General features: G+C 56.4%; 17 protein-coding genes. 15 read left to right on the top strand and 2 right to left on the bottom strand.

What is annotated here, in order from left to right; translation table 11 throughout:
- The first annotated feature begins 8 nt into the window (after positions 1–8).
- From nusA to ACZ5VE_RS08000, 7 genes are read left to right on the top strand one after another with little or no spacing between them, the layout of a single operon-like run.
- Complete coding sequence (gene nusA, locus ACZ5VE_RS08030; RefSeq protein ID WP_464454680.1) at positions 9–1,493, top strand: transcription termination factor NusA; 1,485 nt, start codon at positions 9–11, stop codon at positions 1,491–1,493.
- A gap of 23 nt (positions 1,494–1,516) precedes the next feature.
- Entirely contained in the window at positions 1,517–4,507 is a 2,991-nt protein-coding gene (gene infB, locus ACZ5VE_RS08025; protein WP_464454679.1) for a translation initiation factor IF-2, read from the top strand.
- Positions 4,508–4,882: a 30S ribosome-binding factor RbfA gene (gene rbfA, locus ACZ5VE_RS08020; protein WP_464454678.1), complete on the top strand. Its 375-nt coding sequence runs from the start codon at positions 4,508–4,510 to the stop codon at positions 4,880–4,882.
- A 2-nt stretch (positions 4,883–4,884) separates the two neighbouring features.
- On the top strand, positions 4,885–5,865 hold the full coding sequence (truB, locus tag ACZ5VE_RS08015) for a tRNA pseudouridine(55) synthase TruB (RefSeq protein WP_464454677.1): 981 nt from the start codon (positions 4,885–4,887) through the stop codon (positions 5,863–5,865).
- Between the two features lie 13 nt (positions 5,866–5,878).
- Positions 5,879–7,696 carry a translational GTPase TypA gene (gene typA / locus ACZ5VE_RS08010; protein ID WP_464454676.1) on the top strand — a complete coding sequence of 606 codons (1,818 nt, stop codon included), beginning with the start codon at positions 5,879–5,881 and terminating at the stop codon, positions 7,694–7,696.
- Between the two features lie 13 nt (positions 7,697–7,709).
- A complete protein-coding gene (locus ACZ5VE_RS08005) occupies positions 7,710–8,594 on the top strand; it encodes a DMT family transporter (protein WP_464454675.1) in 885 nt (294 codons plus the stop codon).
- Complete coding sequence (locus tag ACZ5VE_RS08000; protein ID WP_464454674.1) at positions 8,587–9,669, top strand: enoyl-CoA hydratase/isomerase family protein; 1,083 nt, start codon at positions 8,587–8,589, stop codon at positions 9,667–9,669. The genes ACZ5VE_RS08005 and ACZ5VE_RS08000 overlap by 8 nt, the downstream gene beginning before the upstream one ends.
- 104 nt (positions 9,670–9,773) lie before the next feature.
- Here ACZ5VE_RS08000 and smpB read toward each other — a convergent pair whose 3' ends face one another.
- A complete protein-coding gene (smpB, locus tag ACZ5VE_RS07995; protein WP_464454673.1) occupies positions 9,774–10,268 on the bottom strand; it encodes an SsrA-binding protein SmpB in 495 nt (164 codons plus the stop codon).
- A gap of 93 nt (positions 10,269–10,361) precedes the next feature.
- Here smpB and ACZ5VE_RS07990 point away from each other — a divergent pair, with 93 nt between their 5' ends.
- From ACZ5VE_RS07990 to ACZ5VE_RS07955, 8 genes are all read left to right on the top strand, one after another.
- A complete protein-coding gene (locus ACZ5VE_RS07990) occupies positions 10,362–10,802 on the top strand; it encodes a type II toxin-antitoxin system RatA family toxin (protein ID WP_464454672.1) in 441 nt (146 codons plus the stop codon).
- Positions 10,795–11,187, top strand: coding sequence for an RnfH family protein (locus ACZ5VE_RS07985; RefSeq protein WP_464454671.1), 393 nt, complete (start codon positions 10,795–10,797; stop codon positions 11,185–11,187). The genes ACZ5VE_RS07990 and ACZ5VE_RS07985 overlap by 8 nt, the downstream gene beginning before the upstream one ends.
- 8 nt (positions 11,188–11,195) lie before the next feature.
- Entirely contained in the window at positions 11,196–12,104 is a 909-nt protein-coding gene (locus ACZ5VE_RS07980; RefSeq protein ID WP_464454670.1) for a class I SAM-dependent methyltransferase, read from the top strand.
- A gap of 96 nt (positions 12,105–12,200) precedes the next feature.
- On the top strand, positions 12,201–13,670 hold the full coding sequence (guaB, locus tag ACZ5VE_RS07975; RefSeq protein ID WP_108313258.1) for an IMP dehydrogenase: 1,470 nt from the start codon (positions 12,201–12,203) through the stop codon (positions 13,668–13,670).
- A gap of 70 nt (positions 13,671–13,740) precedes the next feature.
- Complete coding sequence (guaA, locus tag ACZ5VE_RS07970; protein ID WP_464454669.1) at positions 13,741–15,354, top strand: glutamine-hydrolyzing GMP synthase; 1,614 nt, start codon at positions 13,741–13,743, stop codon at positions 15,352–15,354.
- A gap of 145 nt (positions 15,355–15,499) precedes the next feature.
- Entirely contained in the window at positions 15,500–16,867 is a 1,368-nt protein-coding gene (locus ACZ5VE_RS07965) for a tyrosine-type recombinase/integrase (RefSeq protein WP_464454668.1), read from the top strand.
- Positions 16,868–16,967: 100 nt separating this feature from the next.
- Entirely contained in the window at positions 16,968–17,666 is a 699-nt protein-coding gene (locus tag ACZ5VE_RS07960; RefSeq protein ID WP_464454667.1) for a hypothetical protein, read from the top strand.
- 21 nt (positions 17,667–17,687) lie between these two features.
- Positions 17,688–18,239 (top strand): hypothetical protein, encoded by a 552-nt coding sequence (locus tag ACZ5VE_RS07955; RefSeq protein ID WP_464454666.1) that lies wholly within the window; start codon positions 17,688–17,690, stop codon positions 18,237–18,239.
- Here ACZ5VE_RS07955 and ACZ5VE_RS07950 read toward each other — a convergent pair.
- Positions 18,236–18,805, bottom strand: a complete 570-nt coding sequence (locus ACZ5VE_RS07950; protein WP_464454665.1) for a tyrosine-type recombinase/integrase — start codon at positions 18,803–18,805, stop codon at positions 18,236–18,238. The genes ACZ5VE_RS07955 and ACZ5VE_RS07950 overlap by 4 nt on opposite strands.
- Between the last annotated feature and the right edge of the window lie 262 nt (positions 18,806–19,067).

The raw sequence follows: 19,067 nt of genomic DNA, 5'->3' as shown, positions 1-19,067 counted from the left end.
GTCAAGTCATGAATCGCGAAATGTTGATGTTGGTCGAAGCCATCTCACGTGAAAAGAACGTTGAGCGCGACGTGGTGTTTGGTGCCGTGGAAGCCGCTTTGGCCCAAGCCACCAAAAAACTGTATGCCGGTGAAGTGGACATCCGCGTTGCGGTGGACCGCGACAACGGCAATTACGAGACTTTCCGCCGCTGGCATGTGGTTCCCGATGAAGCCGGTCTTCAGTTGCCCGAGCAGGAAATTTTGCTGTTTGAAGCCAAAGAGCAAATTCCGGACATCGAAGTCGACGAGTACATCGAAGAGCCGATCGAGTCTTTGCCCATTGGCCGCATTGGCGCCATGGCGGCCAAGCAGGTCATCTTGCAAAAAATCCGTGACGCCGAGCGCGAAATGCTGCTCAACGACTTCATGTCGCGTGGCGAGAAGATCTTTGTCGGCACCGTCAAGCGCATGGACAAGGGCGACATCATCTGCGAAGCAGGCCGCATTGAAGGCCGCCTGCGCCGCAGCGAAATGATTCCCAAGGAAAACCTGCGCAGCGGCGACCGTGTGCGCGCCATGATCATGGAAGTGGACTTGACCTTGCGCGGCGCGCCGATCTTGCTGTCGCGTTCGGCCCCCGAGTTCATGATCGAGTTGTTCCGTCAGGAAGTGCCCGAGATCGAGCAAGGCTTGCTGGAAATCAAAACCTGCGCCCGTGACCCCGGTTCACGCGCCAAGATCGCTGTTTTGTCGCACGACAAGCGCGTTGACCCGATTGGCACCTGCGTCGGTGTGCGTGGCACCCGCGTCAATGCGGTGACCAACGAATTGGCCGGCGAGCGCGTCGACATCGTGTTGTGGAGCGAAGACCCGGCACAGTTCGTGATTGGTGCCTTGGCTCCGGCCAACGTGCAGTCCATCGTGGTGGACGAAGAAAAGCACGCGATGGACGTGGTGGTGGACGAAGAAAACCTCGCGATTGCGATTGGCCGTGGTGGTCAAAACGTGCGCCTGGCTTCTGACCTCACGGGTTGGAAGATCAACATCATGGACGCTGCCGAGTCTGCCCAGAAGCAAGCCGAAGAGACCACCGGCATTCGCCAGTTGTTCATGGAAAAGCTGGACGTGGACCAGGAAATCGCCGACATCCTGATTGGTGAAGGTTTCACCAGCCTGGAAGAAGTGGCCTATGTGCCGATCCAGGAAATGCTCGAGATCGAAAGCTTCGACGAAGACACCATCAACGAGTTGCGCACACGCGCCAAAGACGCGTTGCTGACCCTTGAGATTGCACGCGAAGAGAGCGTTGAAGACGTTTCTCAGGATTTGCGTGACCTGCCAGGCTTGACGCCTGAGCTGATTTCCAAGCTGGTCGAAGCGGGTATTCATACCCGTGACGATTTGGCTGACTTGGCCACCGATGAACTGACTGACATCACCGCTCAGACAGCTGAAGAGGCGACCGCCCTGATCATGAAAGCCCGCGAACATTGGTTCGCTGGCCAGGCCTGAAGCTATGGAGGCTTGAACACAATATGTCCAGTACCACTGTTGCCGAGTTCGCAAACGAACTCAAAAAATCTGCCGATGTCTTGCTTGATCAATTGCGATCAGCTGGCGTTGCCAAAAGCGCGGTCAGCGATACGCTGAACGACACCGACAAGCAAAAGCTGCTGAGCTACCTGCAAGCCAGCCACGGCACCGTGGCCGGTGACCGCAAGAAAATCACTTTGGTGAAAAAGTCCACCAGCGAGATCAAGCAAGCCGATGCCTCAGGCAAAGCCCGCACGATCCAGGTCGAAGTGCGCAAAAAACGCACGCTGATCAAGCGCGACGACGAGCCCGTGCAAGAAGCACAAGCCGAAGAGCCGCAAGAGCCCGTGATCGACCATGCTGACCTGGCCCGCCGTGAAGAAGAAGCCCGCCGTCAGGCCGAGCTGATTCGCCGCCAGGAAGAAGAGCTGATTGAAAAGCGCCGCTTGCGTGAAGAGCAAGAAGCCAAGCAGCGTTCCGAGATGGAAGCTCAGGAAGCCAAAGCACGTGCCGAAGCGCAATCTTTGGCCGAAGCTGCCGCATTGGCCGCAGGGCAAGCTGCCCCCGCCAAGCCCCAGTTGAGCCGCGAAGAGCGTGAGCAATTGGCCCGCGCTGAAGCCGCCAGCATCAACGCCGCATCGCAAGTGAAAACGGCACCCGCTGCGCCGGTCATTTCGGCTGAAAGCGTTGCCGCAGCCAAAACCGCTCAGCTCGCCGAGGCGGCTGCTGCCAAAGCCAAAGCGGACCAAGAAGCACGCGAAGCGGCTGCGCAAAAAGCCGCTGCCGATTCGAAGGCCAAAGCCGACGAAGACACCGCCCGTGCAGCCGATCTTGACTCACGTCGTCGCAAGGCCTTGGCCGAAGCCGAAGCCATTCGGACCATGATGAACGCCCCTAAAAAGGTGTTGGTCGCCAAAAAAGAAGAGCCCAAGGTCGAAGCCAAAGCGGCTGTCAAAGGCACTTTGCACAAACCTGCTGGCACGCCAGCGCCTGGTGCTCGGGCTGCTGCTGCACAAGCTGCTGCGCCTTCAGGCCCAGGCGGCAACAAAGAAGTCAAATCAGCCAAGCTGTCTTCCAGCTGGGCGGGTGATCCAGCCAAGAAGAAAGCCATTCCAACCCGCGGCGACAGCAGCGGTGGTGTGGGCCGCAACAACTGGCGCGGTGGACCGCGTGGTCGCCGTGGCAATGAGCGTGATCGCGATGATGGCCACAGCCAGCAGGCGCCCGTCGAGGTGCGCGTGCTCGAAGTGCACGTGCCCGAGACCATCACGGTGGCCGAATTGGCCCACAAAATGGCCATCAAAGCTTCCGAGGTCATCAAGCACTTGATGAAGCTCGGCCAGATGGCCACGATGAACCAGCCTTTGGACCAAGACACCGCCATGATCGTGGTGGAAGAAATGGGCCACAAGGCCGTGATTGCTGCGCTGGACGATCCAGAAGCGTTCACCGACGACGAAGTGTTGGACCAACACGCTGAATCCCTGCCGCGTGCCCCTGTGGTCACCGTCATGGGTCACGTTGACCACGGTAAAACCTCGTTGCTGGACTACATTCGCCGAGCCAAAGTGGCTTCGGGCGAAGCCGGTGGAATCACGCAGCACATTGGTGCTTACCACGTCGAGACGCCTCGTGGCATGATCTCTTTCCTGGACACTCCTGGTCACGAGGCCTTCACGGCCATGCGTGCCCGTGGTGCACAAGCCACCGACATCGTCATCCTGGTGGTGGCGGGTGACGACGGCGTGATGCCCCAGACCAAAGAAGCCATCAAACACGCGAAAGCGGCCGGTGTGCCGATCGTGGTCGCCATCAACAAGATGGACAAGCCCGATGCCAACATCGAACGCGTGCGCAGCGAACTGATTGCCGAAGAAGTCGTGCCCGAAGAATTCGGTGGCGACGCGCCCTTCGTTTCCGTGTCGGCCAAAACCGGCATGGGCATCGACGACTTACTGGAGCAAGTGCTCTTGCAAGCCGAAGTGCTGGAACTCAAGGCGCCGGTGCAAGCTGCCGCCAAGGGCCTGGTCATCGAAGCCCGCCTGGACAAGGGCCGTGGCCCTGTGGCCACCATCCTGGTGCAGTCCGGCACTTTGAACACGGGCGATGTGGTGTTGGCAGGCCAGACCTTTGGCCGCGTGCGCGCCATGCTGGACGAAAACGGTGCGGCCATCAAGTCTGCTGGCCCATCGATTCCGGTCGAGATTCAAGGCTTGACTGAAGTGCCGCAAGCCGGTGACGAGTTCATGGTCATGAGCGACGAGCGCCGTGCCCGCGAGATCGCCACTTACCGTGCAGGCAAGTTCCGCAACACCAAGCTGGCCAAGCAACAAGCCGCCAAGCTCGAAAACATGTTCACCGACATGTCTGCGGGCGAAGTCAAGATGCTGCCGATCATCATCAAGGCCGATGTTCAGGGTTCGCAAGAAGCCTTGGGCGCATCCTTGCTCAAGCTGTCGACCGAAGAAGTCAAAGTGCAGTTGGTCTACTCCGGCGTGGGTGGTATCAGCGAGTCTGACGTCAACTTGGCGATCGCTTCCAAAGCCATCGTGATCGGTTTCAACGTGCGTGCCGATGCAGGTGCCCGCAAGTTGGCCGAAGGCAACGGGGTTGATCTTCATTACTACAACATCATTTATGACGCTGTGGATGAACTCAAGGCCGCGATGTCGGGCATGTTGGCACCAGAGCAGCGTGAAGAAATCATGGGTATGGCCGAAATCCGGACCGTGTTCGTGGCTTCCAAGATCGGTACGGTTGCAGGTTGTATGGTCACTTCGGGTCAAGTCACCCGCAACGCCAAATTCCGCCTGCTGCGCGACAACGTGGTCATCTACACCGGCGAGCTCGATTCGCTCAAGCGACTCAAGGACGACGTGCGCGAAGTCAAAGAAGGCTTCGAGTGCGGTATCAAGCTCAAGAACTACAACGACATCAAAGAAGGCGATCAACTCGAATTCTTCGACGTCAAGGAAATCGCGAGAACGCTGTAAATGGCGCGCAAGAAGCAATCGTCCGTTCCCAATCGCGGTTTCCGCGTGGCCGACCAGATCCAGCGTGATCTGGCCGAATTGATCGCGCGCGAGTTGAAAGACCCGCGCGTGGGCATGGTCACGATCAACGCGATTGAGGTGACGCCCGATTACGCCCACGCCAAGGTCTATTTCAGTGTGTTGACGGGCAACCCCGAAGAAGCCACCGAAGGATTGAACACGGCTGCGGGCTTTCTGCGCAATGGTTTGTTCAAGCGTTTGCACATCCACACCGTGCCGACATTGCACTTCTTGTTTGACCGCACCACCGAGCGTGCGTCCGACATGAACGCATTGATCGCCAAGGCGGTGTCGTCTCGCGCCCAAGAGGACTGAGCATGAACGCGCCACGCACACGGGTGCAGCGGCGCCCTGTGCATGGGGTGCTTCTGCTTGACAAACCACTGGGCCTTTCCAGCAACCAGGCTTTGCAAAAAGCCAAATGGTTGTTGCGGGCCGAGAAAGCAGGGCACACGGGGACTTTGGACCCCTTGGCCAGCGGTGTGTTGCCTTTGTGTTTTGGTGCGGCGACCAAGTTCAGTCAGCAGCATCTGGATGCCGACAAGACTTACGAGACCACCGTGCGTCTGGGGCTGAAAACCAGCACCGCCGACGCCGAGGGTGAAGTGATTGAAACGCGTGAAGTGTCATGTACACCGGGTATGGTGGTGGAGGTGCTGGACCGGTTCATGGGACCGATCAGCCAAATACCGCCGATGCACAGTGCCTTGAAAAAGGACGGCAAGGCCTTGTACGAATATGCCCGTGAGGGCGAAACCGTTGAGCGCGAAGCGCGCAACGTGGTGATTCATGATCTGGATCTGCTGGACATGCAACTGCAAGGCGATGCGCCTTTTTTGCGTTTGCGTGTCCGTTGCAGCAAAGGCACCTACATCCGGACCTTGGGCGAAGACATCGCCGAGGCGTTGGGGTGTGGTGGTCACTTGAGCGCATTGCGCCGCGTGGTCACCGGTCCTTTTGATGCGTCACAGTGCGTGACGCTGCAGGATCTGGAAGCGATGGATGAAGCCAAGCGCCAGAGCGCTTTGCTGCCAGTGGATGTTTTGCTGCCAGGCTACACCGAGGTGAGCCTGGACAGTGACTGCACTGGCCGTTTTTTGAATGGGGTGCGCAGACACGGCCCTTGGGTTGATTGTGATCAAGTCGTGGTGTATGGAGAACATCCTCGTGCCTTGCTGGGAACAGCTGTTGTGCATGGCGGCGAATTGGTTCCGGGTCGATTGTTGAGCCCGATCGAAATTCAACAGATTTTGGAAAAATCACCTGCCACCGAGCCGTTGCTGGCCGAGCAGGTTTAAAGGAAGAGAAAGCATGACCAAGCAAATCCGCAACATCGCCATCATCGCCCACGTTGACCATGGCAAAACCACCATGGTTGACCAGCTGCTGCGCCAGTCGGGCACATTCGCTGACCACGAAAAAGTGGTCGACACCGTGATGGACAACAACGCCATCGAACGTGAGCGCGGCATCACCATCCTGGCCAAAAACTGTGCCGTGAGCTGGGAAGGCACCCACATCAACATCGTCGACACCCCCGGTCACGCGGACTTCGGTGGTGAAGTGGAACGCGCTTTGTCGATGGTCGACGGCGTGGTCTTGTTGATCGACGCGCAAGAAGGCCCCATGCCTCAAACCCGTTTCGTGACCAAGAAGGCCTTGGCCTTGGGCCTCAAGCCCATCGTGGTCGTGAACAAAGTGGACAAGCCCGGTGCCAACCCCGACAAAGTCGTGAACGCCGCTTTTGACCTGTTTGACAAACTCGGCGCGAACGACGAGCAGCTGGACTTCCCCGTGGTGTATGCCTCGGGCATCAACGGCTGGACATCGCTCGAAGAAGGCGCACCTGGCGAGCAGTGGGGCCCCGACATGTCGGCTCTGTTCAACACCGTGCTCAAGCACGTGCCAGCTCAAAAGGGTGATCCTGCTGCACCTTTGCAATTGCAAATTTCTGCGCTCGACTTCTCGACTTTCGTCGGTCGTATCGGCGTGGGCCGCATCAGCCAAGGCACCATCAAGCCCCAAATGGACGTGGTGGTCATGGAAGGCCCAGACGGCAAAGCCATCAAGGGTCGCATCAACCAAGTGCTCAAGTTCCAGGGTCTGGACCGTGTGCAAGTGACCGAAGCCGGTCCTGGCGACATCGTGTTGATCAACGGCATTGCCGAATTGAACATCGGCGTGACCGTGACCGACCCGACCAACCCAGCACCGCTGCCGATGCTGAAGGTGGACGAGCCCACACTGACCATGAACTTCTGCGTGAACACCAGCCCCTTGGCCGGTCGTGAAGGCAAGTTCGTCACCAGCCGTCAAATCTGGGACCGCCTGCAAAAAGAACTGCAACACAACGTGGCTTTGCGCGTCAAGGAAACCGACGAAGAAGGTATCTTTGAAGTCATGGGCCGTGGTGAATTGCACTTGACCATCTTGTTGGAAAACATGCGCCGCGAAGGCTACGAGATGGCTGTGTCCAAGCCACGCGTGGTGTTTCGCGACATCAATGGCGAGCGCCATGAGCCTATCGAGTTGGTCACGGCCGACATCGAAGAAACCCACCAGGGCGGCGTGATGCAGGCCTTGGGTGAGCGCAAGGGCGAACTGGTCAACATGGAACCCGATGGCCGTGGTCGCGTCCGTCTGGAATACCGCATTCCTGCTCGTGGCCTGATCGGTTTCACCAACGAATTCCTGAACTTGACCCGTGGTTCCGGTTTGATCTCCAACATCTTCGACAGCTACGAGCCGCACAAAGGCGACATCGGTGGCCGTAAAAACGGTGTGCTGATCTCCATGGACGACGGTGAAATCTTCACCTACGCCCTGGGCAAGTTGGACGACCGTGGTCGCATGTTCGTCAAGGCGAACGACCCGGTGTACGAAGGCATGATTGTGGGTATCCACAGCCGTGACAACGATCTGGTGGTCAACGCCACGCGCACCAAGCAGCTGACCAACTTCCGCGTGTCCGGCAAGGAAGACGCGATCAAGATCACGCCCCCGATTGACCTGACCCTGGAATACGGCGTCGAGTTCATCGAGGACGACGAGCTGGTCGAAATCACACCCAAGAGCGTGCGTCTGCGCAAGCGTTTCCTGAAGGAAAGCGACCGCAAGCGCAACAAGTGATCGGCTGACGATCATGCGTTTGACGCACGGTATGGCCGTCTGGACCATGGTGGGCGTGACCGCCCTCTGGTCCATGGCCGGGGTGGTGACGCGGCACCTGGAGCAAGCCCGCAGCTTTGAAGTCACCTTCTGGCGCAGCTTCTTCACGGCGGTTTCATTGCTGGTCATCCTGCCTTTGTGGCAGGGTCGAAGTGTCTGGACACGGCTGCCTTTGCGCAGCCGTTACTTTTGGTTCTCCGGTTTGTGCTGGAGCGTCATGTTCACCGCATTCATGGTGGCGCTCACCCTGACGGCGGTCGCCAATGTGTTGATCACGATGGCCGTGGGGCCTTTGCTCACGGCCTTGATCACCCGCATGTTTTTGGGGCACCGCTTGCCCGCGCGGACCTGGTTGGCCATTGTGCTGGCGGGCATCGGCATTGGCTGGATGTATGGCTCCCAGCTGAGTTTGGGCGATCCGAATTTCCTGATCGGCTCCTTGGTGGCTTTGTGCGTACCCGTCGCGGGCTCTGTGCAATGGACGCTGGTGCAAAAAAGCCAGAGCGAGGGCCAGAACCTCGATCTCGTGCCTTCTGTCATGCTGGGCGCCATCTTGTCGTCTTTGCTGGCCTTGCCCTTGTCCATGCCGTTTCAGGCATCGGCGCATGATGTGGGCTTGTTGGCCATCCTGGGCTTGTTCCAGCTGGCCATTCCCTGTGCTTTGTCGGTGGTGTGTGCCCGTGTGCTCAAAGCACCCGAGGTGGCTTTGCTGGCCTTGCTCGAAATCGTTTTTGGCATTGCACTGGCTTGGTGGGGCGCCAATGAGGCCCCGCAGTTGAGCGTACTCTTGGGAGGTGCCCTGGTTTTGGGTGCCTTGCTTCTCAATGAATGGTTAGGCTGGAGACAAAACAATGTCTGATGTCATCGCGCAAATCGAAGGCCGCATCGGCTGCATCACCCTGAACCGTCCCAAGGCGCTCAACGCCTTGTCGCTGGAGATGGTTCGCTCATTGACTCAAGCGCTCTTGGCTTGGCAAGATGACCCGCAAGTGCTGGCGGTGGCCGTGCGGGGCACGGGCAAAGAAGGCCCGTTCGGCGCATTTTGTGCAGGCGGCGACATCCGGTTTTTCCATCAGGCCGCACATGCTGGCGACGCATCCTTGGGGGATTTTTTCACCGAAGAGTACCGCCTCAACCACCTGATTCACACCTACAGCAAGCCCTACATTGCCTTCATGGATGGCATCGTCATGGGCGGCGGCATGGGCATCAGCCAGGGTGCCAGTGTGCGTGTGGTGACCGAGCGCACCAAGATGGCCATGCCTGAGACCAACATTGGGTTGTTCCCGGATGTGGGTGGCGGTTATTTCCTGAGCCGTTGCCCGGGGCGTCTGGGTGAGTACTTGGGGCTGACCGGGCACATGCTGAATGGCGCACAGGCGGTGGCCGCCAAGCTGGCCGACATCGCGTTGCCCAGTGGCATGCTGGAGCCGATCTGGCAAACCTTGATCAGCAGCCCCTTTGAAAACGCCGAGTCGGTGGAGCGCTGGGTCTTGGCCCAGTCGGGTGCTTTGACTCCTGAAAAGCTCACGCCTCAACCCCAAATTGACGAGGTGTTTGGTTTGCCCAGCGTTGCGCAGATGTTGCAAAAGCTGGAATCTGCCTCTGACGAGTGGAGCCAGAAAACCGCGCATGCCTTGCGCCACCGTTCGCCCTTGATGTTGCATGTGGTGCTCGAGCAAATCCGCCGCGCTCGGCAAATGAGCCTGGCCGACGACCTGCGCATGGAGCGCGACATGGTGCACCACTGTTTCCATCTGCGTTTGGTAGCGGACAGTGACACGGTCGAGGGCATTCGTGCCTTGGCGGTCGACAAGGACCACAACCCGAACTGGAAGCCTGCGCGTGTCGAAGAGGTGGATGCTGCCGAAGCCGCGCGTTTCTTTGTGAGCCCTTGGCCTTCTGATCACCATCCGCTGCGCGATTTGAGCTGATTGTGTAGGTCGGTGGCTTTAGCCCCGACACCGTACACGTTCAACATAGTCGGGGCTAAAGCCACCGACCTACAAACTACAAACCGATCTCAGAGAACTGGTGTTCAGCGGTCGCGGTGGCGGCTCTTCATGGCGCGTTCGACTTCGCGCTTGCCTTCGCGGTCCTTGATGGTGTCGCGTTTGTCGTGCTCGGCCTTGCCCTTGGCCAGCGCGATGTCGCACTTCACTTTGCCCGCTTTCCAATGCAGGTTGATCGGTACCAGGGTGTAGCCCTTTTGCTCGATCTTGCCGATCAGGCGCTTGATCTCTTCCTTGTTGAGCAGCAACTTGCGCGTGCGTGCGGCTTCGGGGTTGATGTGCGTCGATGCGGTTTTGAGCGGGTTGATCAGGCAGCCGATGATGAACAGCTCGCCATTGCGAATGACCACATAACCGTCGGTCAGTTGCACCTTGCCTTCGCGGATGGCCTTGACTTCCCAGCCTTCCAGCACCATGCCTGCCTCGTAGCGCTCTTCGAAGAAATAGTCGAAGGCGGCTTTCTTGTTCTCGGCGATCTTGGCAAAAACGGGGGCAGCTGTTGATTTTTTGGTGGTGGCCATGGTGAGCAAATAAGGACGGGCTGGCCGTTCGCAAGAGTGTGCAGCCCGGCGATCAGCCACAGGCCAATCGAAAAACTACAATCGGTGCATTGTATGAAGAATATCCACAAGTCCGTTCTCATCTGGTACGCCCCAGAGGAAATGTTTCGCCTGGTCACCGATGTGGCCCGTTACCCCGAGTTTTTGCCCTGGTGTGACCGCGCCAGCGTGCTCGAAACCGACGATCAAGGCATGGTGGCCGAAGTGGGCATCAGCCTGGGCGGCATCCAACAAACCTTCACCACCCGCAACACCCACGAAGAAGGGCGCTCGGTCGGCATGAGCCTGGTCAAAGGCCCGTTTTCCAACCTGAGCGGCATGTGGCGGTTCAGCCCTGTGGGCGATGGCACGCAGCGCGCCTGCAAGGTCGAGCTGGACTTGCAGTACGGCTTTTCCAGCAAGACCCTGGCGGCTCTGGTGGGGCCGGTGTTTGACAAGATTGCGGCCAGTTTGGTCGATGCCTTTGTGAAACGCGCTGAAGCAGTCTATGGCTGAGCCTTCATTGCAGGTCACGCTGTGCTGGAGCCTGGCGCCCCGGCATGTGCAGGAAATGAGCTTGCTGGTGCCTGAGGGCAGCACCGTGGCGTCGGTTTTGGCCCTGGGCGTGGCCCAATGGCAGCCAACCAAGGCCGTGGCCAATGAGAGCCTGGATGGATTGACCGATGCCTCCAAACTCTCAAGCCTCCAATTTCAACAGCCCGGCATCTGGGGCCGCAAAGTGCCCTGGACGCAGCCCGTGCAAGAAGGGGACCGCATTGAGCTGTACCGTGAGCTGAAGGTCGACCCCAAAGTGGCACGGCGCCAGCGCTTCAAGCGCCAGGGCAAGGGCCGAACAGGCTTGTTTGCCAACCGCAAAAGCGGCTCGGCAGCCGGTTATTGAAAGTCCCCATGCAAGCCCTTTTGAACGCCATCGCCCAGATGCACAACACCGCCGATGCGCACCGGGTGTTCCATGGTCGCGGCGGCATGTACCCCGATTGCGAGCAGTGGACACTCGACTGGTTTGCGCCCGTGTGGGTGCTGACCAGCTTCAAGCCCGTGACCGACGCGGCATTGGCCCAGTTCCAAAGTGCATTGCAAGCCCGCTGGGACACATTAGCCCCGGGTGAGCCGCTCAACTGGGTGTTCCAGTGCCGTGCCCAAGGCGAAGCCGAAACCCGCCTCATGTCAGGCAGCGTGCCCGAGCCGCATGTGGTGACAGAGCAGGGCGCCCGTTATCTGGTGCATGTGATGCGCGGCCAGAACCACGGCTTGTTTTTGGACATGGCCAATGGCCGGGAATGGTTGAAGAACCACGCCAAGCACGAGAACATCTTGAATTTGTTTGCCTACACCTGCGCGTTTTCGATAGCGGCTTTGCAGGGCGGGGCGGCGCAAGTGGTCAACCTGGACATGAGCCAGGCCGCTTTGGCCGTGGGGCAGCAAAACCACCGCCTGAACGACCTGCCTGCCAAAGCCCGCTTTTTGGGGCACGACGTCTTCAAAACCTGGGGCAAGATCAGCAAGATGGGGCCATACGGCGTGATCGTGATCGACCCGCCCAGCTACCAAAAGGGCAGCTTCATCGCCACCAAGGACTACATCAAGCTGGTCCGGCGTTTGCCCGATTTGCTGGAGCCGCAAGGCCATGTGTTGCTGTGCCTGAACGCGCCGGAGCTGGACACGCAGTTTTTACACAGCCAGGTTGCCGAGGCGGCCCCGAGCTTGCGGTTTGTCGAGCGATTGGCCAATCCGGCGGCTTTTGTCGACATCGATCCTGAAAAGTCCCTCAAAGTGCTGCATTACCAAAACGCCTGAGGCTTTTTGCTGTTTGGGGTGCCCCCATTTTGGGCACGAAGGACGGGAAATCCCTTGGTCTGCGCGGGTACAATCCATTTTTTGGAGCCTTAGCTTATGCGCCTACTCGGTAAAGCCCTTACTTTTGACGACGTTCTCCTCGTCCCCGCCTACTCCCAAGTCCTGCCCAAGGACACGTCGCTCGCGACGCAATTCACCCGAAACATCCGACTGAACCTGCCCCTGGTGTCTGCCGCTATGGACACGGTCACCGAAGCGCGCTTGGCGATTGCCATCGCGCAAGAAGGCGGCATCGGCATCGTGCACAAAAACCTCACGGCGCAAGAGCAAGCCGCTCAAGTGGCCAAGGTCAAGCGCTACGAATCGGGCGTGCTGCGCGACCCGGTCGTCATCACGCCAGACACCACCGTCCGCCAAGTCATGGCCTTGAGCGACGAGTTGGGTGTGTCCGGCTTCCCGGTCTGCGATGGCCGCCAAGTGGTCGGCATTGTCACCGGCCGCGATTTGCGTTTTGAAACCCGCTACGACCAGAAGGTCAGCGAAATCATGACGCCACGCGAGCGCCTGATCACTGTGCCCGAAGGCACCACCCCCGAGCAAGCCAAACACCTGCTCAACAAACACAAGCTCGAACGCCTGCTGGTCGTCAACGACGCCTTTGAACTCAAGGGCCTGATTACCGTCAAGGACATCACCAAACAGCTCAACTTCCCCAATGCCGCACGCGACGCCGCAGGCAAACTGCGCGTGGGCGCGGCCGTGGGTGTGGGCGAGGGCACCGAAGAACGTGTCGAGGCACTGTCTCGCGCAGGTGTGGACGCCATCGTGGTGGACACCGCGCACGGCCACAGCAAAGGCGTGCTCGACCGCGTGCGCTGGGTCAAGCAAAACTACCCGCACATTGAAGTCATCGGCGGCAACATCGCCACCGGCGCTGCCGCTTTGGCCTTGGTCGAAGCCGGAGCCGATGGCGTCAAGGTCGGCATCGGCCCTGGCTCCATCTGCACCACCCGCATCGTGGCGGGCGTGGGCGTGCCGCAAATCATGGCCGTGGACAGTGTGGCCACCGCCCTCAAAGGCACGGGCGTTCCGCTGATCGCTGACGGCGGCATCCGCTACAGCGGTGACATCGCCAAGGCGATTGCTGCAGGCGCGGGCACGGTGATGATGGGTGGCATGTTTGCTGGCACCGAAGAGGCCCCCGGCGAAATCGTGTTGTTCCAGGGCCGCAGCTACAAGAGCTACCGCGGCATGGGCTCCATTGGGGCCATGCAACAAGGCAGTGCCGACCGATATTTCCAGGAATCCAGCACCGGCAACCCCAATGCCGACAAACTGGTGCCTGAAGGCATCGAAGGCCGCGTGCCCTACAAAGGCTCGGTCGTCTCCATCATTTACCAGATGGCCGGCGGCTTGCGCGCCAGCATGGGCTACTGCGGCTGCGCGACGATTGAGGCCATGCACAACGAATCGCAGTTTGTGGAAATCACCGCTGCGGGCATTCGTGAAAGCCACGTCCACGACGTGCAGATCACCAAAGAAGCACCCAATTACCGGGCTGATTAAAATCTGCCTCTGACCTCCAAGGCGTCTGCACCCCAGACGCCTTTTCATTTCTCAAAGAACGACGCCTGCCATGCAGCACTCCAAAATCCTGATCCTCGATTTCGGCTCACAAGTCACCCAGCTGATTGCCCGTCGCGTGCGCGAAGCGCATGTGTTTTGCGAAGTGCACCCTTGCGACGTGACCAGCGACTGGGTGCGCGAGTACGCCAAAGACGGCAACCTCAAAGGCGTGATCCTCTCCGGCTCACACGCCAGCGTGTACGAAGTCGACGACCGCGCACCCGATGCTGTGTTTGAGCTGGGTATCCCGGTCTTGGGCATTTGCTACGGCATGCAAACCATGGCCCAGCAGTTGGGCGGCAAGGTCGAAGCTGGTCACACCCGCGAATTTGGCTACGCCGAAGTGCGCGCCCATGGCCACACCGAATTGCTCAAAGGCATCGAAGACTTCGCCACGCCCGAAGGCCACGGCATGCTCAAGGTCTGGATGAGCCATGGCGACAAGGTCACGGCCATCCCCCCGGGATTCAAGGTCATGGCTTCGACCCCGGCTTGCCCCATTGCGGGCATGGCCGACGAAGCTCGTCACTTCTATGCGGTGCAGTTCCACCCCGAAGTCACGCACACCGTGCAAGGCCAGGCGCTGCTCAACCGCTTTGTGCTCGACATTTGCAAAGCCCGCCAAGACTGGATCATGGGCGACTACATCGAAGAAGCCGTGGCCAAAATCCGCGAGCAAGTCGGTGACGAAGAAGTCATCCTCGGCTTGTCGGGCGGTGTCGATTCATCGGTGGCCGCAGCCCTGATCCACCGCGCCATTGGCGACAAGCTCACTTGCGTGTTTGTGGACCACGGCCTGCTGCGACTGAACGAGGGCGACATGGTCATGGAGATGTTCGTGGGCAAGTTGCACGCGAAAGTGATCCGCGTCGATGCCAGCGATTTGTTCTTGGGCAAGCTGGCGGGTGTGAGCGAGCCCGAAGCCAAGCGCAAGATCATTGGCGGTTTGTTTGTGGATGTGTTCAAGGAACAAGCGGCCAAGTTGAAAGCCGGTAACGGCGGTCACAAGGGCGCGACGTTCCTGGCCCAAGGCACGATCTACCCCGACGTGATCGAGTCGGGCGGTGCCAAGAGCAAGAAAGCTGTGACCATCAAGAGCCACCACAACGTGGGCGGCCTGCCTGAGCAACTGGGCCTGAAATTGCTGGAGCCGCTGCGCGAGTTGTTCAAAGACGAAGTGCGCGAACTCGGTGTGGCGCTGGGCTTGCCGCGCGAGATGGTGTACCGCCACCCATTCCCCGGACCCGGCTTGGGCGTGCGCATTTTGGGCGAAGTGAAAAAGGAATACGCCGACCTGCTGCGCCGCGCCGACGCGATCTTCATCGAAGAATTACGCAACTTCACTGACGAATCCGGCAAAACCTGGTATGACCTGACCAGCCAGGCTTTCACCGTATTCCTGCCCGTGAAAAGCGTGGGCGTGATGGGCGATGGCCGCACTTACGACTACGTGGTGGCTTTGCGTGCGGTGCAGACCAGCGACTTCATGACTGCAGACTGGGCCGAGCTGCCCTATGCGCTGCTCAAGAAGGTCTCGGGCCGCATCATCAACGAGGTGCGTGGCATCAACAGAGTTACATACGACGTGAGTTCAAAACCACCGGCGACGATCGAGTGGGAGTAACTTTTCTGTTGTAAGTTGTTGATTTATAACGATTTACGAGTTACACAAAAGTGACACGCAGCAAAATAAGTGCTTGATTTTGCTGGGCGCAGGTTTTACAGTTGCACGTAAACCTACACAAAAAAGTGCTTATTGATTTTCGTAAGTGCTCCTGCGCCCAAAAATGCCACTTAAAAAAACGCAATACGCTGACGACGAAATTCCAATTTACGACGAAGCAGTCATACACAAGCGTGGTGACTACTGGCAGATGCGTATGTGGCTTGCAAAGGAGCGCAAGTACGCTCGCTTTAGCCTTAAAACACGCAACCAAGACACGGCTATTGATAAAGCCAAGAAGTACTACCACGAGCTAAAGGCAGGTGAGCTTGCTGGTAAGACCTACTTCTCACTCACAACCAAGCAAGGCGTTGAGATGTACTTGCAGCAACGGCAAAAAGACGTTGATGCTGGAATCATTGTGCAAGGACGCTACAGGACTATTAACACCCACTTGCAGCACTGGCTTAAATATATTGGCAAGGATACAAAGCTTAAAGAGCTTGCTAGGACTGATTGTGAGAACTACTTTAATGAGCGCCGTCAAACTAAGAAGCGCAATGAAATAAAAATCAGTCAATCAACAATTGTTAATGAACAGAGCACTATTAATGCAATGATTTATTGGTTGTTTAAACGCAACGAGACTTACATTGAAGCGTTTGACTTTAAAAAGCTAAAGCCTATTGACGCTGGTGACATGGCTTTGAAACGTCCAATTTTTGACAAGGACGAATTAAAGCGTATGGCAAAAGTCTTGCGTGTTTATGTGCATGAGCAAGCAGACGATAAAAACGATAAAAATAACACTACCAAGGCCATATGTGGGTGTTTCAATGCTATTGCAATGCTAACTGGTATGCGTCGCGGTGAAATGTTGCAATTGAAGTGGGAGAACATTAGCTTTAAGGATGTGGAGCGAGAAGTTCGAAAGCTAAAGGGCGGACGTGTCGAGGCATTATTTGAAATTACTGTTCCAGGTGCAATTAGTAAGGTTAGGAGAACTCGGCAATTCATGGTCGGCGATGACGGTTATGTCTACGTTTTGCTTTACGCAGCCGCTAAGCGCATTAAATTTAAGGGATTGCCAGCTTCCTATTCAGCTAAGGCAGAGCAATTCTTAATTAAGAATCTAAATGCACTCCGTAAACTAATTGGGAAAGACTTGGTTTTTAGCGTTGATGGAGAGACTGCCATTACACCTCGTGCAATTTACGTTCATTTTGATAATTTGCTTGAGAGAGCTGAAATTGTTGATGCGGCTGAACGTGGAATTGTTCATTACAGCTTCCGTCACTCTTTTATCACCCACAAAGTTAACAGTGGCTTAGATTTGATGACTGTAGCTGAAATGGCTGGTACTAGCGTCGCGCAGATCGAAAAGACTTATTACCGCACAACACGTGAAAAGATGCGTAGTAATGCGCTTAGTGACTACGATGTAGTGGATGGCAGTATTGTGCGGAACAAATAAATTGGTATTTGGTTTTGGTTTTGGTTATTGGAATCGAGTTGTGGATTTGGTTTGTTAGGCGTAAAATAAACGTGCATAGATTGCACGGAATTTGAACAGCATGCCAACTAGCCAACTGTCAAAACTAAAAGCCAAAAACCAAACTCAAAAGCCAAAGCCAAAGCCAAAGCCAAAGCCAGTCGTGCGTTCGATTGACGCAAGGCGTATAGAAAAGCTGACAGCTATCAAAACAAAGCTTGAGCTGGGTAAGCATGTGCAAAACAGGGATTTGCAGACGTGGTTGACGCGAGACGAATTTGCGGAAATCGAAGCAAGATGGTTAAACGAAAAAGAGCGCCGTCGAAGCATGTATGGTGAAAAGCCCGATGCGATACGTGAGTACGAATCAAGGCTAAGCAAGGCGATTTTGACGTACAACAGGGCAGACAGCTACAGTCAACAGCGCAAACATGCAGTTGCAAAAAAGTTCATGGCGCAGTCTCAAGTGCAATTCGAGCATGCGTTAGAGTGGCTGGAAGAAAGCCTAGGCCTAGACCCTAGCTTGCAAGCATGGCTTGATAGACCATTTGATCGAGGTGATGCTGGACTAGACCCTGACAGTGTTCCACGTCTCGTCACATCACGCAGCGCAGCACGTCAGGCGGGCATGGCAAAACAAACGATAGCTGGTATAAAGATGCAAGTGGTATCAGCTGCAATTGAAAACAGCAGTCGCCCAGCGTTGGCTGTGCAGGCTACTAAACCAAGCAACAAATTGAAGAAGCTGCTTGAGATGAATAATGGGTTTGAATTGAAGTAGAGGCGTGGAAAGGAGATTCGAGTGTCATACATAGTTTTGAAATACGATGCTGAACGTGATGTTGATCAATACGTGACAGGCCTTGCATTTAGTCTGCTTTTAAATGCTGACGAGCTTGAGGTGCTCGATGCGAAATTGCGATATGCAACTCAAAAAGCATTTATGGACATGACAGCTGATCAACTTGCAGCACAGCTTGTTAAAAAGAATGTTCAAGGCACATGTGAGTTAATAAAGTCAAAAAAAGAATTTAAAACAGATAAAGCGTTAATTACTGTTTGTGGAGACGATTATGTCGGAGTGATTTCGAGTGCATTAAAGAAGAAAGATTTTCAACATATATTTGAAACGCAGGAGCATGCAAAGGCATATGAATATCTGCGCTCTAATATTAGCCCCCGATTGATAATTGAGCGCTACAAGGCTTTATCATTAACAACTAAAGAAGCGTGTGAATACATTGCAGAGCTTCAGAAGGGTGAGCAAGAAAAGCTGGCTTGGGTTGATGCGCATGCAAAAGCAACTAATGACGCTTTGAAATCTTTGCCAACACTAATTAAGCGTAATTTTTAAATCAACTCCACAGCGTTACGCAGCACGCCTGGACGCAAGTCGATGTAACGCTGGGTTGTGCTCATGTTTTGATGACCTGCAAGCGCCATCATTACCCTAACGCTCACACCTTTCTCAGCCAAGTTTGTTAGAAAGCCACGACGACCACTGTGGCTACTGCATCCATCCAGTCCCGCTTTCTTGTAAATGCCATTCACCACTTGAGTAAGTGAGTTGGCAGTAAATCCAGCACTGCGCTGAGTTGAAAACAAGGGTTGCTTTTGATCGCGCACACGCACTGTCTGCAAGTAAGCAGCTAGCTCTGCTTGCATGCGCTGGTTGAGCAGGACGGTTCGGCTGCGATTGCCTTTTGTCTGCATCGCGCTCAACGTAACTTCTTTGCGCACTGTTCCATCGCTTGCAAGTACGTCTGCAACCCGCAGCGCAGCTACTTCACCAATTCGCATGCCCGCAAGGTGCGTAAGCAGGATGATTGCGCGGTTGCGCTTTTGGCTTTTGGTTTTGGAAACGAAATCGAGCAAGCGTTGCAGTTCACGCTCGCTAATTGTTCGGGCTTGTTTTGTCATTTGCACTTCCTCTACTGTTGTGAAAATAGTGCATTGAGTATGTTTTCGTATGTCCAAAATTCCTACCTCTAAATTTCTTCAATAGCAGCAATGGGTTAGCTGCACTGCGCATGTTTTGTGAAAACTATGCGTAGTTGTATTTAGCGGTCTTGGTGTGGCACATGCGCCACGAACGAGCTGGATTTACAAACAAGCCCTGCAAGCGTTTTAAGCTGCTAGGGTAGGCTTGGGTAGCTGGGCTGGGCTTTTCGCTGCTTGCAGG

Source organism: Limnohabitans sp. INBF003 (assembly GCF_055396645.1).
This window is presented reverse-complemented; position numbering and strand designations above follow the sequence as displayed.